The following is a 14,599-nucleotide window of genomic DNA, read 5'->3' as shown; positions in this document are numbered from 1 at the left end:
TGAGAATTTTTGTAGTGGTGATAGCTGTCCTCACTGCTATAATGGCAAACTATATAATAGTGAAGCTAGAAAATTGCTACAATTCACAGGTAACGCTCCAATTACAGTCAACAGATATGTAAAGAAAACGCTACGCTGTAATGCTTGCGACTATAAAGTTATGAACAATAAAAATATCAACAAATGGACAAATAGTAGCAGAAGTGCAATAGTGTTACAAAAGACCTATGGTACTCCTTTCTACCGTTTATCTAGGTTGCAAAGTTTAAGTGGGTTTCCTGTAGCATATAGTTCGTTGTGGCAACAATATTTAGATGTTTGGCAAGAAGGTGGTGGAGCTGAGATTTACGGGGTATTATTGGAAATGGCTGCCGAATGTAATTCACTGAATCTTGATGATACTAGAGCCAGGATTTTAGAAATTACTATAGCCAATAAAAAATTACGTACTCAAAATAAGAAAGGACGCAGCTGTTATACTACTACTATATGTGCTAAGACTACAAATAATGAGGTGATAGTTTTATATTTTACAGGTAATAAGCATGGCGGGGAGAATATTGGTAACGTACTAAAGAATCGTAAGAATAGAACAGATTCTATCCAATTAATGACTGACGCAAGTAACAATAATAACCCGGTATTATCAGAAGCAGATAAAGAATTACTAGCAATAATAGTGATGATCAATTGTTTGTCACATGGTCAGAGAAAATTTACAGAGAATGAACTATATTACCCTGAAGAATGCGGATATTTTCTCAAACAAACACGTGGTATTTACCACAATGAACATCAATGTAAAGAGATGAGCCCTGAAGAAAAACTGGGGTATCATCAGGAACATAGCAGTAAATATATAGAAAACATATATAACAAAATAGACGAATTATTTAACGACAAGAAAGTTGAGCCTAATAGTAGGCTTGGACAAGTTATGAGATATTGGTTAAATAATAAAGAAGGTTTGACCCAATTTTTAAAAATTCCAGTTAGCAGTCTTGATAATAATTGGGCTGAGAGATCACTGCGTACCATTATTTTACAAAGGAAGAATTCATTATTCTTTAAAACAATCAATAGTGCTGAGATACATAGTGGTCTATATAGTATAGTAAAGACTTGTAGTGAGAACGAGATCAATGCCTTTAAATATTTAAATTGGCTACAAGAGCAGAGTAGCAAAGCAAAGAAGCATCCTGCGAATTATAGCCCTTTTGCCTATGCAAGATATATGAATAATACGGAATTAATCAAGACAGCAGCTTAAATGACAGAACGCCAATCATTAGAGAGTTTGGCAGAACTAGGATCGCCATTATGAATAAGAATGTATAAGGTTCTATGGCAAATCTGATAAGATAAATTATCAGAAGGGAAGAGTTTTGCCGTAAATTTACCTTTGGATAGGCGTTTAGAGCATAGCCAAAAGCCTTGACCGTCAAAGGACAAAATTTTAATGGCAGTTCTGTTTTTATTATAGAATAAAAACAAGGAACCATTAAGAGGGTCAGAAGAAAGTTTTTGTCTACAAACAGCGATTAAGCCATCTATACCCTTGCGAAAATCGATGGCAATAGTGGCAACAAAAATAACTGACGCCGGGGTTAGTTGCAGCATAGAAATGTCTGAATTATGGTTTTTGGCTCTAGTGTTTGGATAATAAGCTTGGTACCATTTGGTTTAATAATGTGACAAGTATAGTGATTTTGTTTGGGGTTCGCTACAGGATCAGTAGCTATAGAATTTACTAGTTGAAATGGGACAAAATTAATATTTTGTTGTAGAGCTTGATTTGAAGCTGAGACAGGAGAAGTTTTGAGGGTAGGTTCATGGGCTTTTTTAATTGAACTAATTGTTGCTTTATTAATATTAATATTAAGATGTTTAGCTATCTCTTGGTAAGAATAATGATGGAGTAATTGGTGAACTAATTCCTTTAGATGGTTTGGTATGGGATCAAACTTGTTAGTTTTAGTTTGACGCCAAGCTTTAAATTGCTGAGCTACTTGCTCAATAGTAATTGATGGTATTTGCATAGTAGGAACCCAAATGTATAAAAAATTCATACTAGCAAAAAAATTAGATAAAGTTATGCAGTTTTGCTGCAAGTATACAGTTGATAAAGCTCACGATATTCATACAGAAGGAGTAGTACAAATATTTGATATGAAAGGTAAATTCTGTAATAAAGCAAAGTAATCAAGGATTAAATATGCAAATAAAGACCAAATTTGATGAAAACGGTAGATCAAATTAAAGAAATTGAGTATAATTAATATTATGAACATTTTTATTACTAATATTTGTCCAATATTATCAGCACAGGCACTTGATAATAAACGAGTCCTAAAAATGATAGTTGAGTCTGCTCAATTACTTAGTACTGCTATTTTCTGCAATAGTCAAATTGTATATCCTGATATTTATAAACCTACCCATTTGAAACACCCTTGTACTATTTGGACATCTTCAAATAGAAATAACTGGTTTTGGCTTTCTGAACATCTTATAGCTCTTTGTCATGAATATACACATCGTTATCATAAGAAACATAAAACTCAACAATTAATCAGCAACTTACTTAAATATTCTTCGCATTTAATCGACGATAATAATATGACACCATTCGTCAATTGCACTAAATCAGACTATTTACAAATTGATTTTTCTAATCACTCTAATACTTTTAAAGCATATCAGCAATACTTAACTGTAAAATGGAATAACGATATAATAAAACCAAAATGGACAAATCGTTCTATTCCAGAGTGGTATACTCAGAAATATATTCAAAATTATTAACTGATGTTACGCAGCTAACCATTCTTGCCTTTACACTGCCTAATTTTATAAAAATACTTAGTTGTTGTAAATCTTGTGTCTGTTTATCGCTTTCTCTTATTCCATATCTTGTTTTTAAAGCACTATTACTAATTATAACTTTATGATGTTTCAACTTCTTTAGTAATTAAAGATCTTATCAATGCATTAACCGCTTGCTGCTGCTCTGAACTACGAATTTTCATAAAATTCTTTGAAACCTCTATGTACATATGCTGATTTTCAACAAATACTGGCTGTACAGTATCAGCATCTTCTAAATCTTTATAAAAATACTCTATATTTTTATCTAGTGCTTTAGCAATAAGAACTAATCTACCTATTAATGCCTCTTTCGTATTTTTGTAACTGCTGCCCCGTTACTTCTATTATATCCGCCAGTTGTTGTCGTGACAATCCTTTAGCAAGGCTTAGAGAATAAATCTTTTCTCCAATAAGTTGATCGATCTTATGTAAATAGTCATTTCTTCTTGCTATCATTTTTTTAACATTGATGGTATCATATCTTAAAAGCCTTCATTATACTCTTCAAGTTTTCTAAAATTATGTTATGATAAGTTACTTAACGTGTCAATAATTTAATTTATTATTATAAAAGTAACCTTATTTTTACCTTTGATATATAACTAATAAAGCAATAAAAAAGTCGAACTTATTGATCTATATTAAAATTTAATCATTCGTTACCAAATCTATAAAAGTTTTTATAATAAGTATAGCTGCTGCATGCAGTAAATCATCGTTTTCTATATCTACTCAAGTATCCCTAGATGAAATGGTTGGTAGAATTGCCCCTACTAAAGATACTGACAAATCTTCTGAACAAAGCTTTAATAGTGATCCTAATCTGAATAATTTGTAGCAATTGTTTTTTTAATCTTACATATTACTAACCATCATACCCTAAAACTAAACATTTAGTGAAGTTACAGGAAATAAAATATAACTTTACAATCGTAATTGGGGTAAGGCTAAAAATAATAACCCATCTTTAGTAAGTTGTTTAAAACCTGTTCCTTAGTCCTAGGTCTATATAAATCACACAGCTTATATCTCCTTAATGATTTTTGCCCCACAAATCCATGTTATATTGTTTGCAATATTCAAACATATCAACTGTGTTAGGATGGTGTATGCCAAACTCCTTAATTTGTGGCTTGCCAAAGAATTTATAATTATATAAATCTTTGCTTTTACAGGCAGCTTTTGCTCCATGATTATACAAATCACTTACTTGAACAATATTTTTACTTCTATCTCCATATAAATAATGGTATATAACAAACGCTTTTTTATAAGATTCTATAGATCGCTTAAGGTCATCTTGAGCAAAAAAAATATCACCTTGTACTACATAAGTAGCTGCTAAATCAGAATTTTTAGAATAATTTATGTTCTCCGAATTGTTGTTTTCTTCTGCTAACAATATAGCCTTATTAATGTATTCAGAAGCTTTATATACTTTACCTAAACCTAATTTACTTTTTGCCATTTCTGTATAAATACATGAAAATTTAATATCATAATCATACCCTATGAGCTTCTTATGTGTGTTATATAATTGTTGAGCTTGAGCATAAGCTTCTTGATATCTACTAAGACAATTCAGTACCATTGCTCTATAAATATAAGTTCTACTAAGGTATAAGTCATTAGCATGGAATCCATTTTTTATAAGAAGCTCAATACTTTGATCTCTATATTCTAAAGCTTTGTTATATTTTCCTTGTGCATAAAACAAGCAAGCCTTTAAAAAATATATTGTAAATATATGTTCTACTTCTTGAGTTGCTAATTTTTCAATCTTTATAAGTAATTCTTCAGCCAATTTTATCTCACCTATGTCTATATATGTTATACATATTTGATGAATTAAATTAAATTTTAGAGCATCATTGCCTTCATCATTATCAAGTGTATATAAAACTTCTAATGATTTAGTAAAATAAGAAATCGCTGTTTCAAAATTTCTTATTAACCTATTATAGATTCCTATTGCCCCTAAATATCTACTGTAATAAAATTTGTAATTCTCAGGCATTTGCCATAATTTAATTTGTTGATTTTTTTGATTAAACCAATCAACCATTTGCTGGATTTTGCTATTATCACCAACATTTACATATAAAGACAATAACTCACTTCTTAATTTAAGTATTGTATATATGTTAGTATTATATCCTTCAGAATTTTTAAGAATAATTTCTAAGTTTTCTGCTATAGTCTGAGCGGTTCTCCACAAATATCCTGAGAGAGCGCTTGTAGGTTTAGGTAATTTGGCAATAATATTTTCTAAATATATTTTATTATTATCACCATTTAGTTCCATTATTTTATTGCTAACTATGTCATGCATTTCAAAAATAGGGTTATTCTCACTAAAATTAATATTGCTAATTAGCATAAACTTAGATAATTGATATATATCATCATCAATGGTATCTTTATTATCAGTAATGACAGTAAGAAGTTGCTTTGAAAAAGCTTGGTTATTTAGTAAAGCTATTTTATTCAGTAAATTTACTGCACTAGGACTTAATTGTTGAATAACCATATTAATATTTGTTGCTATTTTATCAGTTGATTGATAGATTTTCTTTTTATACTCCTCTTTATCTAAACCTTTAATTTTGTTAAGTAATTGAGCTCCTTGCACTATCAATATTGGATAACCACTAAAAGATTGCGTTAAAAATTTGATATTATTGTTATCCTTATTATCCAATAAGTTATTAGCTAAAGCTACAATAGTAGGCTTATCAAGTATGGGCATTGCTATAATATTATGTAACTTTTCACTATCTTGCGAACAAAACACTATATTACCATTATGTTCCCAATCAATAAAATCTTGTACTTTTTTATTTTCATTAACTTTTAGATTATCAAATATTAATAACCAGTTATTAGCAGAAGTTAAATATGATATTACTTCTTTTTTTGCTAAAGCAACTTCTTCAGATATATTAGTTTGTTTGATAGTATTGAGTTGTTTGGCTAATTTAACAAATTGTTCATTAAAATCAAGGTTACAATCAAAAAACCAAATTAGATCATAATTATTTTTATTCCCATAACCATACATCCTAATCAGTTGCGTTTTACCTATACCACTAGTACCAACTATACTTGCTTGTCTATATTTACTTAAATATTCATCAAGGATTTTAAGTTGTTGTTCATGATTGACAAAATAACTAACTGGGGTGATTAAATTAGATACTTGTTCTTGAGCAAAAGTATTACTATAAATAATTAGTAATATAAATAATGTTAAAAATTTTTTCATACACTGAGCTTCTGCATATATCTTTTATTTGACTATACCTAATTTTTCTACCATTTACAACAGATGCGATAGCATCCCCCAAGACATCGATTTAGTAAACATTTTCAATGCTTCAAAATAAGATAATAAAACGTCTTATTTCAACGTTATTTTAGCAACTGATTTTAGTTGCATTAACCTTGTTATACTAATTATCTTTCAATATAGAATGAAGATGGTATAATTTAAGTTATAGAATAAAAATAAAAAAGCTAATGTCAGGTTATCAATATGTTTATCCATCAGAAACAGTTTGTCGGATGGAATTTTTGTTAAAATCAGCCTCAGATATGATAGCATTTCGTAAGATTCAATGTATTTATTTACGTGCCAAGTCTTCATATTTACCTAAACAGATTTCTGAAATTACCGTCAGTATCCGTTTTATAACAAAGTAAACAGAGACAATATGAACACATATAACAATTACAGGTACAGTATGAATAATCAAAGTACTAATTATTTAGAACGCAAACAAGATACTAGAAAAAAGATTATGCTGGGTGGGCTGATAATAAAAGCAGGATTAGATTACTTACATCCAAAAGATACCCAAGCTCTGTATGGCATGTTGCTAGTTATAGTAAAATACATTGAATTAGGTGACAAAGAACATAGAAATAGCTTCGAATAATTTACTAGTTTCTGTTATCTTATTTTTAATCCATTTTTTCATATTAGCCCAAAATTTTTCTATTGGATTTAAGTCTGGTGAATATGGGGGTAAAAAAATAACCTTACAACCTACTGATTCTATTAATTCTTTCGTCTTCTTTGATTTATGGAAACTAGCATTATCTAGTACTACAACCTGTCCTGCTTTTAATTCTTTAATTAAAAACTTCTCAACCCAATTATTAAATAGTTCTGTATTACAAGTTCCATTAAACACAAAAGGGGCTATCGGCTTATTATTTACCAAACCAGCTATGATATTAGTTCTTTGATACTGTTTACCACTTTTTTGTCCAACCAACAATTCTCCTATCTTACCCCAACCTCTATCTTGGCAAATGGTCCTATCTATACCACTCTCATCAAGATACACCATTTGCTCTTTGTCATATTTACTGACCTTTTCTAAATATTCAGATCGTTTCTCTGCACTTGCTTCCAAATAGCTGAAGGTTTTTTTTATAACTATAGCCTAACTTCTTTAATATTCTTCCAACTTGAGTGCCTGTAATCCCAAATTTCTTACCAATATCTTTTAGCGTAATATTTGAATTATTTTTGACAAATTCTTCTAATTGTTGCTTGTCAACTTTACTTTTAAATCCTAATCTCGCTTTTGCTAATATTGTTCCTTCTTTTTTCTTCCTTACCTTCCAACGATTAATTGTATTCTTGTGTATATCAAATATCTTAGCAGCAGATATTTGACTATTACCTTTTTCTATATAATTTATTACTTTTTCTCTTAAATCTTGACTATATGGGCTTGTTGACATTTTTTTCTCTTATTTATATCATATAAACTCACCTAATTCAATGTCTTTCACTATAGTAAAATGGTACTCGCTAGTAAACCAGAGATACTTGAGCAATGGAGAGAAATTGGTAAAGATTTAAAGAAAATATAAATGAAACGAATACTAACAATGATTTTAGTAATTCTACTACCACAAATAACTATTGCTAAGGATTTTGGCATATATGGAACAATTTTTGAGGTTAAAGAAGAAGGATTTTTAGCAATGATCGAAAGAAAACTAAAATTAGTTGATATAGAAGGAGAAAAGCAAGATGTTAGAAATCGCTAAAACTCGAATAGAGCAGCCAGTAGCAGTTAGCAATATCAAACGTACTCAAAAAGCACAAGATTTTACTTATGATCCAAGCTACATAATAAAAGAGGATATTATTTTGCCAGATGGCAAGCTACTTTACAAGCTAGGCACAAAAGTTAACCTACTAGATCATATAAACTTGGACAAGAAGTTGATATTTATTGATAGCAGAGATAAAGAGCAGGTTGAGTGGTTTAAGCAGTAACAAAGCAGCTCAACAATAAAGGCAGAAGACAAGTTGATATTAGTAGCTGGTAGACCACTTGATTTACAGAAAGAACTTGATAGAGAAGTATATTTTGATCAAGCAGGAGTTTTAACAACAAAATTTAAAATTAAGCAAGTACCAGCAATAATTCAGCAGGAAGGAAAAGTTTTAAGAATAAAAGAAGTAAAAATTGATTAGTGGTCGTAAAAAAACAGTTATAATATATAAATAAACAAAATTAGAGGTGAATTATGCAAAAATGGCAGTTACAAGAAGCAAAGGAACATTTTGAAGAATTAGTTGATAGTGCATTGCATGGTGAAATGCAAAAGATAGTAAAGTCATCTAGAGACGTAGTATATATAGTTTCTGCTGAAAAATACAAAGCAAGAGTTCCAAAGAAAAGTTTTAAAGAAATGCTTTTATCAATACCTAAAACTGTTGACGACGAAGAAGATTTATTTGAAAGAGCTCAAGGCAAAGCTAGAGATGTTGAATTATGAGATATATGCTTGATACCAATATACTTTCAGAATTAAACAGAAAGATACCAAATCCTAAAGTGCTTGCATGGATTGATAAAATTCCTACGAAGTTATTATATATTAGTTGCATTAGTGTTGGGGAGATAAAAAAGGGGATACTAAAAAAAGCTAAAACTGATAAATCAACAGCGTTAAATTTAGAGAATTGGCTAGAAGAAATACTAATAACCTATTCCAATAAAATATTAAATGTTGATTTAGCTGTCTATCAAAAATGGGCTGAGTTATTAGTAATAGATGGAACAAATGATATAGATAGTCAATTGGCTGCCCAAGCAATAGTTCATGATATGGTTTTAGTTACTCGTAATACCAAGCATTTTACTAAATTTGCAGTAAAATTACTAAATCCTTTTGAGGAATTTGAATAATGTAAGAGGTAGAAACATTGACAAATATCAATAATACGGCCTTGAGCAAAAAGTTTGGCGACCCAGCTCAAGGCACAAAGACACGGTTAAGTATCCTACTGTTAGTGGCTATTTTTATGCCATTTTCAGTATCTGCAAGTATTACATGTAAGGGGCATTTTGTCAATCCAATTACTGATATTTGTTGGAGTTGCATATTGCCAATAAGCATAGGTAACGTAATTAATATTGGTAGTGGTGTAACGCCTAAAAAAAGAGATACAAAAAACCCATCATCACCTATTTGTTTATGTACAAAAGCCAATGTTCCAGTACCAGGTATCACTATTGGCTTTTGGGAACCAGTAAGACTTATTGATGTTACAAGAACACCTTATTGCATGACTAACCTTGGTGGTATCTCTCTTGGATCTGATAGCAAAAGGATTAGTAGTTTTAATAGAAGCTATGATGGCAGGCATGTTCACGATAGTTTCTATCACGTTCATTATTATATTTATCCACTAATTTATTGACTTGAACTTATTACTGATTTTATTTGTTTGGAGCAGAGTACTTTTGACGTGGCTTATATGAGTGAGTTTGACGTTACTTGGAATGATGAAAAGTTGCAGAGTTTGCTTAATCCAGAAAGCTATTTGTTTGTAAGTCCCATAGCTCAAGTAGCTTGTGGTCTAGATTGTGCAAGTAGCACAGCTAGGATGCCACTAGATAGTATGTTTTGGTGTGCTGGTTGCTTAGGTAATATGTATCCATTTAGTGGAGCAAATGCTGATCATGTTGGAGGAGTGCAATCAAGTAGTTTATTAGCTATTCGAATAATTGCCAAGATGCACCGAATAGGATTAGCCCAAGAGACTTCAACTGATGAAAACACTCGGTTGACAGGTGGAGGTAAATTGTGCCGTAAATCACGAGCATTAAAGATTAAGAAGAGTCAGTATAAACTACAGATGGTAAATCCAAAGTCAACATCGGATAGCATTGGTTGCTGGCCATTAGGTTTAAGTGACATGATGTATTCAACATTTAAAGAATATCCATATGATGGACAAGATTGGGGGTATTTAGTATGGCGAAAAATCAACTGCTGTGCTTGTGCGATGTGAAAGTCGTCTATTTGATTGTTTAACGGCAATAATGCTGATTAAACCTGTTGTTCTACCAACAGTAGCCTACTGATACAAGCATTGAAGTGATTCTTTGTTTGAAGATATCAGGACAATGTACTTGGCTCGTAAGAGAGTTAAAACCGTGAGGGAATAACTAGACTGCTAGCATCAAAGCAGTTAGAGGCTAGGCTTGAGTGGTATGGTTAACATATGTGAACTACTGATAAATGTCGTAATTATTAAAAAGCCAAAGATGTTGATAGGCTTTGTCCAAAAGGAAAGTGATCGGGATAACATTTTGTAGTTTAATGTTACGTAGACCAAGAATCACCGGCAGAAAGGTAGAACCTAACACATCTATATCATATACTTATTCACGGAACATGGTACTTAACTTGACGATGCCTATAATTTTTATCTAGACAAATAGCCCTACCTTAAGTTACACTTTAATTATTGCTTATCAATTACATTTACTGCACTTGTTAAATGGAGGCTAATATGCAATTATTAAATAAAACCTTTATAAGACTTGATAAGATATTGATTCCAATAAAATACTTTATATTAATTTCTCTTCATATTAGCATATTTTCTGCTTTTACAGCATTAGGAGAGCCAGATCCTCCCGATAAGAGAGTAGGAAAACCTTTGGTAGATACTTATAAAAAAACAAAAGAAAAAATACTACTTATTGAGCCTAGTCCCTATACTACAAAAGCATTTTTAGTACAACCGTCTGCCACTAGAAGTGAGGCATCTTTAAGTCCTGTTAACAGCAAATCAATAGATCTACAATCTAATAAACTGAATAAACAAAAACAGATAATAAAGTTAGAAAAAGATATATTAAAAAAACCTGAAGACATTCGTAAACAAGCCTCACTGAGACGTATGCAACATAGTCTCGAGCGTCACAAAAAATCTCCCTATCTATTATCTACTACGCCGGAAGTAAAACAGCAGAATATACTAGGGGATAAAAATAACAAGAGGGTAAAACGTCTTAACACAAGAGAGTTACCTTTATATCCTAATATTCCAAAGATACAAGGCATCCAAATCACTGAACCGTCAATATCACAACAATCCACTGCTAATATCACCCCAATTGCTACGACAAGTTTAGTGAAGACAATAGTAAACACAAAGACTGGAACTACAACATCACCTAGCTCATCAATTGAAGATCTAATGGAACAGGTAAATGGATTTAAAACAGCTGAGAAACAATTAGAGACAAAACGTATCCTCAAAGAAGAAAAGCTTATAAAAGAAGAAGAATTTTTTAAAGAAATAGATAATACGTCAATTCGGGATAAGGATATTGAGAACATGTAGATTAAAATCAAATTTTGTTGAAGGTTTATTTTTCTTTAATGAATAAGCAACAAGAGTAGATAATATATGGACAAAGGCATTTATTGGTGATCTATGTCTAGTATGTTCAAGGTTCATTTTATTTTTTAGATAATCAAAAACTGTTTCAATTAAGTTACGCTTTCGAAGTAAGATTTTTTCTTTCAAATCCATTAATTTATTTTCCATATTCTTCTTAATTCCATGAATCATTTTTAAGCCTCTTTCATATAAATTTAAGAACAAATTTTGTTTAATATAACCTTTATCAGCTGCTATAATTCCAGTTAATCTTTTTGTTAACTCCGGTACTGGAACCCTATCATCTACATTGCCTTTGGTCACTTTTAATGCCATAAACTCCCCTTTATTATTGATTATTACATGTAATTTAAAACCATAAAAATACCCCATAGAGGATTTACTATGTTTGGCTAATCCTTTAAAAACTTTATTGCTATAACGCCTTTTATTGTGACAAGCTTTAATCGTTGTAGAGTCAATAAAATAAATACCTGTTTCTTCACCAAACAACAAATGAATCAACATATTTAGCGGTATGAATAATCGTGCCATTAATTCAACAAATCTATTATAACTCAAGGCTTTAGGGAAATCATCCTTATGCATGCACTCTATATAACTTTTATAGAAAAATTTAAAATTCTTAGCATAGGATGTATGAAACATAATTATTATTGTTAACATTTCACTTAAACTCATGCTACAACAGCGATTTCTCTGCTTATTTGATGGTAATAACTTTCTCTGTTCATACTCCAAATAAATTTTACAAAAATCATCTATAAAACTATATAATTCTGTGATATCTTTTTTCATGCCTGTAGTTTGTTTTTTTGTTTAAAAATATAAATACTGCAGGCACTCCTTTTTGACAATCCTTTTATCTATTACTATTTCATCTATATCTTATCCCGAACTGACGTAAACTCTTATCTTCCTTTATGGCAGCCTTTATATCTTTTCTAATTTCCTCAAGCTGTTTTTTGCCACACTTTATCATTTCCTCGAGATATTTCTTAGCCTTCTCGGATGCAACTTTTGTTCTGCATTGATTAGCATGTATATCTTCTTCTATATTACGTTCTATGCTCCTTAGAGATTGTAATTCTTCTTGTATAACAGAAATTATTTGGTCTCCTTTCTCATCATTAGCAATAAAAGCTGCATATTTCTCAAGTAATAACGCATCCAATTTATCAGTCTTAGCAAAATGGTTACAGACCTTGGCAAAAGCGTGAACTCTATTAGGATGAGCTCTATGCACAGCAAGCCCGGCTTGTTGCAACATCCTCATAACCAAACGTTCATAACCGCCAGTAGATTCCAAAACAGTAAGCACAATATTTCGAGAAGCTATTTCTGATTTTATAAAATCAGAAATAGCTTTATCTGTATTTTTAATCTTACAATGAATATTGTTCATAGATATATCAAGCGTATTTTTTGAAACATCTATTCCCATAAATATTTTGCTTTTTTCGGTCATTTGCTTTACCTATAATTAGTGGTTGTTTTGCAAAGTTTTGATACACGTCAATTCGGGATAAGGATTAGTAAAAATGCTTTAGCTATAACTAATACAAGATTTTGGATATGTATAAATTGCATTTCTGTGAATTCATACATTAATTGCTCTTCGTAGTATATATATGTCTGCTATTTTTACTAATCCTTATCCCGAATTAACGTGATACATGATTGTAAATTCGATCTCTAAAGGATCATCCTACCGTTCGTATTATACTTTGCGATTCAAGGAAGGAGTACACCAAGATTCCCTCGGTCTTTAAAGACCAATCTAAATTAAACGGCGTCACTCCTTCCGACCATATTAACTCCATATTGAGCTAATATTCAAGATACAATCTAGATACCTGCCTTCGCAGGGTTGACATAGTATGCTGGAATAACATCGTCCCAGCGAAAGCAGGGGTGACATCTGAAGAGGTAGGGATTGTAAGTAACCTCAGTTCGATATAAGAATTAATAATTCTTATATCGAACTGAGGTTACATTAGCATAAATATTGAGAAAAATATGGAAAATTTTAAGTTAGCCTTAGCTAAGAATAACGGTAGCTTTTTTGAGTATGATATTCTCTGCAACAATGAGTTAGCAAGATTAAGACCATTAAAAACAGAGGATATGGCGGCTTTTGCTCGATTCATTTCTGATTACGCGGTTTGGAAATATTTTGCTATCAAAATGCACCAATTACAAGATATGAACGACTACATTGATGACGCTGTACAACAAAGAAAGCTGGGTTTGCGATATCATTTTGCTATTGAAGATCAAAAAACAGGTGAGATTGTTGGATCAACAGCTTTTGGGAATTATTCTCCAAAAGACAGCAGGATAGAAATAGGTTGGAGTTGGGTAGAAACATCGTTCCAAGGCAGTGGTATTAATAAAAATGCAAAGTTTCTTTTGTTAAATTTTGCGTTTCATTACTTGAATATGGAAAGAGTGGAATTTAAAACAGATGTACTCAATGTAAGGGCTAGAGGTGCACTTATTAAAATTGGTGCAACGGAAGAAGGCGTATTACGAAGTCACACTCTCATGCCAGATGAGAGACGCCGAGATACAGTATACTATAGTATACTTAAAGATGAGTGGGAGACAAAAATATGGTCAAAAAACTTTTCTGATCACTCTAGTGACGTTCAAATTTTAATGGAATCTTGTAATTCAGTAGACTTCTTTCGAAACTAGACAATGATGTAGAATGGTGTTATAAATATCTGATTTGAAGTAGTAATGAAATTCGAGCAGATTAAAGAGTTAGAGGATGATGGTGCTAGGCAAAGCGGATAAATTACAGTTGGTGGGAATCCAACCTACGCAAAGTTTAGCCAACAGCGTAGAAGCAAATTTCACACATAGGGAGGTAACGAATTATGTGAAGCTGAGAGGAGGGATGTAGTGGGTTGTAACGCAAGTGAAGGATATAAGCTCCGAAATCTACAACATCGTAGAGGTTGACATGCTTCATCCCATGGAAAACAGAATGTG

The 14,599-nt window shown here is 31.3% G+C and carries 18 protein-coding genes and 3 pseudogenes; 13 read left to right on the top strand and 8 right to left on the bottom strand.

The genetic code is table 11. The annotated features are described in order from the left end of the window. Positions 1–160 precede the first annotated feature (160 nt). Positions 161–1,270 carry an IS66 family transposase gene (locus tag ACN1AG_RS04665; protein ID WP_417904515.1) on the top strand — a complete coding sequence of 370 codons (1,110 nt, stop codon included), beginning with the start codon at positions 161–163 and terminating at the stop codon, positions 1,268–1,270. Here the strand turns inward: ACN1AG_RS04665 and tnpB are convergent. Together tnpB and ACN1AG_RS04655 are read right to left on the bottom strand one after the other, a co-directional pair. Then, positions 1,267–1,620 carry an IS66 family insertion sequence element accessory protein TnpB gene (tnpB, locus tag ACN1AG_RS04660; RefSeq protein WP_341757307.1) on the bottom strand — a complete coding sequence of 118 codons (354 nt, stop codon included), beginning with the start codon at positions 1,618–1,620 and terminating at the stop codon, positions 1,267–1,269. The genes ACN1AG_RS04665 and tnpB overlap by 4 nt on opposite strands. Next, positions 1,608–2,039, bottom strand: coding sequence for a hypothetical protein (locus tag ACN1AG_RS04655; RefSeq protein WP_417904493.1), 432 nt, complete (start codon positions 2,037–2,039; stop codon positions 1,608–1,610). The genes tnpB and ACN1AG_RS04655 overlap by 13 nt, the downstream gene beginning before the upstream one ends. A 13-nt stretch (positions 2,040–2,052) precedes the next feature. Between ACN1AG_RS04655 and ACN1AG_RS04650 the strand changes: the two genes are divergently transcribed. Together ACN1AG_RS04650 and ACN1AG_RS04645 are read left to right on the top strand one after the other, a co-directional pair. Beyond that, positions 2,053–2,202: a hypothetical protein gene (locus tag ACN1AG_RS04650; RefSeq protein ID WP_417904514.1), complete on the top strand. Its 150-nt coding sequence runs from the start codon at positions 2,053–2,055 to the stop codon at positions 2,200–2,202. Between the two features lie 81 nt (positions 2,203–2,283). After that, the gene (locus ACN1AG_RS04645; protein ID WP_367363737.1) at positions 2,284–2,805 is read left to right on the top strand and encodes a pyrimidine dimer DNA glycosylase/endonuclease V; all 522 of its coding nucleotides are present in this window, start codon (positions 2,284–2,286) and stop codon (positions 2,803–2,805) included. Positions 2,806–2,945: 140 nt separating this feature from the next. Here the strand turns inward: ACN1AG_RS04645 and ACN1AG_RS04640 are convergent. Both ACN1AG_RS04640 and ACN1AG_RS04635 read right to left on the bottom strand, forming a co-directional pair. Further along, positions 2,946–3,321, bottom strand: a pseudogene (locus ACN1AG_RS04640) (helix-turn-helix domain-containing protein). A gap of 580 nt (positions 3,322–3,901) precedes the next feature. Next, on the bottom strand, positions 3,902–6,133 hold the full coding sequence (locus ACN1AG_RS04635; RefSeq protein WP_417904513.1) for a tetratricopeptide repeat protein: 2,232 nt from the start codon (positions 6,131–6,133) through the stop codon (positions 3,902–3,904). 254 nt (positions 6,134–6,387) lie between these two features. Between ACN1AG_RS04635 and ACN1AG_RS04630 the strand changes: the two genes are divergently transcribed. Continuing rightward, positions 6,388–6,570 carry a hypothetical protein gene (locus ACN1AG_RS04630; RefSeq protein ID WP_417904512.1) on the top strand — a complete coding sequence of 61 codons (183 nt, stop codon included), beginning with the start codon at positions 6,388–6,390 and terminating at the stop codon, positions 6,568–6,570. A 41-nt stretch (positions 6,571–6,611) separates the two neighbouring features. Then, positions 6,612–6,806 (top strand): conjugal transfer protein TraD, encoded by a 195-nt coding sequence (locus ACN1AG_RS04625; RefSeq protein ID WP_417904511.1) that lies wholly within the window; start codon positions 6,612–6,614, stop codon positions 6,804–6,806. Here the strand turns inward: ACN1AG_RS04625 and ACN1AG_RS04620 are convergent. Both ACN1AG_RS04620 and ACN1AG_RS04615 read right to left on the bottom strand, forming a co-directional pair. After that, positions 6,771–7,289 carry an IS630 family transposase gene (locus ACN1AG_RS04620; RefSeq protein ID WP_367363849.1) on the bottom strand — a complete coding sequence of 173 codons (519 nt, stop codon included), beginning with the start codon at positions 7,287–7,289 and terminating at the stop codon, positions 6,771–6,773. The two genes, ACN1AG_RS04625 and ACN1AG_RS04620, sit on opposite strands and share 36 nt — an antisense overlap. Beyond that, positions 7,261–7,623 carry a helix-turn-helix domain-containing protein gene (locus ACN1AG_RS04615; protein WP_417904510.1) on the bottom strand — a complete coding sequence of 121 codons (363 nt, stop codon included), beginning with the start codon at positions 7,621–7,623 and terminating at the stop codon, positions 7,261–7,263. The genes ACN1AG_RS04620 and ACN1AG_RS04615 overlap by 29 nt, the downstream gene beginning before the upstream one ends. A 132-nt stretch (positions 7,624–7,755) precedes the next feature. On the opposite strand from ACN1AG_RS04615, the gene ACN1AG_RS04610 reads away from it, so the two are divergent. The 7 genes and pseudogenes from ACN1AG_RS04610 (at position 7,756) to ACN1AG_RS04580 (ending at position 11,539) form a co-directional block, all read left to right on the top strand. Further along, a complete protein-coding gene (locus ACN1AG_RS04610) occupies positions 7,756–7,935 on the top strand; it encodes a hypothetical protein (protein WP_417904509.1) in 180 nt (59 codons plus the stop codon). Then, the gene (locus ACN1AG_RS04605; RefSeq protein ID WP_417904508.1) at positions 7,919–8,167 is read left to right on the top strand and encodes a hypothetical protein; all 249 of its coding nucleotides are present in this window, start codon (positions 7,919–7,921) and stop codon (positions 8,165–8,167) included. The genes ACN1AG_RS04610 and ACN1AG_RS04605 overlap by 17 nt, the downstream gene beginning before the upstream one ends. A 33-nt stretch (positions 8,168–8,200) precedes the next feature. Next, positions 8,201–8,368: a hypothetical protein gene (locus ACN1AG_RS04600; RefSeq protein ID WP_417904507.1), complete on the top strand. Its 168-nt coding sequence runs from the start codon at positions 8,201–8,203 to the stop codon at positions 8,366–8,368. A 53-nt stretch (positions 8,369–8,421) separates the two neighbouring features. Next, positions 8,422–8,673, top strand: coding sequence for a type II toxin-antitoxin system prevent-host-death family antitoxin (locus tag ACN1AG_RS04595; RefSeq protein ID WP_341761896.1), 252 nt, complete (start codon positions 8,422–8,424; stop codon positions 8,671–8,673). 5 nt (positions 8,674–8,678) lie between these two features. After that, positions 8,679–9,086: a type II toxin-antitoxin system VapC family toxin gene (locus ACN1AG_RS04590; RefSeq protein ID WP_417904506.1), complete on the top strand. Its 408-nt coding sequence runs from the start codon at positions 8,679–8,681 to the stop codon at positions 9,084–9,086. Between the two features lie 116 nt (positions 9,087–9,202). Continuing rightward, positions 9,203–10,195 (top strand): annotated as a pseudogene (traU, locus tag ACN1AG_RS04585) (conjugal transfer pilus assembly protein TraU). Positions 10,196–10,699: 504 nt separating this feature from the next. Then, a complete protein-coding gene (locus ACN1AG_RS04580) occupies positions 10,700–11,539 on the top strand; it encodes a hypothetical protein (RefSeq protein ID WP_417904505.1) in 840 nt (279 codons plus the stop codon). Here ACN1AG_RS04580 and ACN1AG_RS04575 read toward each other — a convergent pair. Next, positions 11,507–12,397, bottom strand: coding sequence for an IS982 family transposase (locus tag ACN1AG_RS04575; RefSeq protein WP_367363772.1), 891 nt, complete (start codon positions 12,395–12,397; stop codon positions 11,507–11,509). The genes ACN1AG_RS04580 and ACN1AG_RS04575 overlap by 33 nt on opposite strands. 103 nt (positions 12,398–12,500) lie before the next feature. After that, positions 12,501–13,067, bottom strand: a pseudogene (locus ACN1AG_RS04570) (IS110 family transposase); the annotation flags it as partial. Between the two features lie 551 nt (positions 13,068–13,618). Here ACN1AG_RS04570 and ACN1AG_RS04565 point away from each other — a divergent pair. After that, positions 13,619–14,299, top strand: a complete 681-nt coding sequence (locus ACN1AG_RS04565) for a GNAT family N-acetyltransferase (RefSeq protein WP_417904504.1) — start codon at positions 13,619–13,621, stop codon at positions 14,297–14,299. The last annotated feature ends 300 nt before the right edge of the window (positions 14,300–14,599 follow it).

The sequence above is a fragment of the Candidatus Tisiphia endosymbiont of Micropterix aruncella genome, assembly GCF_965178575.1.
GTDB lineage: Bacteria > Pseudomonadota > Alphaproteobacteria > Rickettsiales > Rickettsiaceae > Tisiphia.
The sequence above is the reverse complement of the archived record's forward strand: the minus strand, read 5'-3'. Positions and strand labels throughout refer to the sequence as shown.

Excerpts from the sequence above, each read along its gene's own strand:
- ACN1AG_RS04625 (WP_417904511.1), top strand. The coding sequence starts at position 6,612 with ATGAATAATCAAAGTACTAATTATTTAGAACGCAAACAAGATACTAGA.
- ACN1AG_RS04590 (WP_417904506.1), top strand. The coding sequence starts at position 8,679 with ATGCTTGATACCAATATACTTTCAGAATTAAACAGAAAGATACCAAAT.
- ACN1AG_RS04610 (WP_417904509.1), top strand. The coding sequence starts at position 7,756 with ATGAAACGAATACTAACAATGATTTTAGTAATTCTACTACCACAAATA.
- ACN1AG_RS04565 (WP_417904504.1), top strand. The coding sequence starts at position 13,619 with ATGGAAAATTTTAAGTTAGCCTTAGCTAAGAATAACGGTAGCTTTTTT.
- ACN1AG_RS04630 (WP_417904512.1), top strand. The coding sequence starts at position 6,388 with ATGTCAGGTTATCAATATGTTTATCCATCAGAAACAGTTTGTCGGATG.
- ACN1AG_RS04605 (WP_417904508.1), top strand. The coding sequence starts at position 7,919 with ATGTTAGAAATCGCTAAAACTCGAATAGAGCAGCCAGTAGCAGTTAGC.
- ACN1AG_RS04580 (WP_417904505.1), top strand. The coding sequence starts at position 10,700 with ATGCAATTATTAAATAAAACCTTTATAAGACTTGATAAGATATTGATT.
- ACN1AG_RS04635 (WP_417904513.1), bottom strand. The coding sequence starts at position 6,133 with ATGAAAAAATTTTTAACATTATTTATATTACTAATTATTTATAGTAAT.
- ACN1AG_RS04615 (WP_417904510.1), bottom strand. The coding sequence starts at position 7,623 with ATGTCAACAAGCCCATATAGTCAAGATTTAAGAGAAAAAGTAATAAAT.
- ACN1AG_RS04595 (WP_341761896.1), top strand. The coding sequence starts at position 8,422 with ATGCAAAAATGGCAGTTACAAGAAGCAAAGGAACATTTTGAAGAATTA.
- ACN1AG_RS04655 (WP_417904493.1), bottom strand. The coding sequence starts at position 2,039 with ATGCAAATACCATCAATTACTATTGAGCAAGTAGCTCAGCAATTTAAA.
- tnpB (WP_341757307.1), bottom strand. The coding sequence starts at position 1,620 with ATGCTGCAACTAACCCCGGCGTCAGTTATTTTTGTTGCCACTATTGCC.
- ACN1AG_RS04575 (WP_367363772.1), bottom strand. The coding sequence starts at position 12,397 with ATGAAAAAAGATATCACAGAATTATATAGTTTTATAGATGATTTTTGT.
- ACN1AG_RS04645 (WP_367363737.1), top strand. The coding sequence starts at position 2,284 with ATGAACATTTTTATTACTAATATTTGTCCAATATTATCAGCACAGGCA.
- ACN1AG_RS04650 (WP_417904514.1), top strand. The coding sequence starts at position 2,053 with ATGTATAAAAAATTCATACTAGCAAAAAAATTAGATAAAGTTATGCAG.
- ACN1AG_RS04665 (WP_417904515.1), top strand. The coding sequence starts at position 161 with ATGAACAATAAAAATATCAACAAATGGACAAATAGTAGCAGAAGTGCA.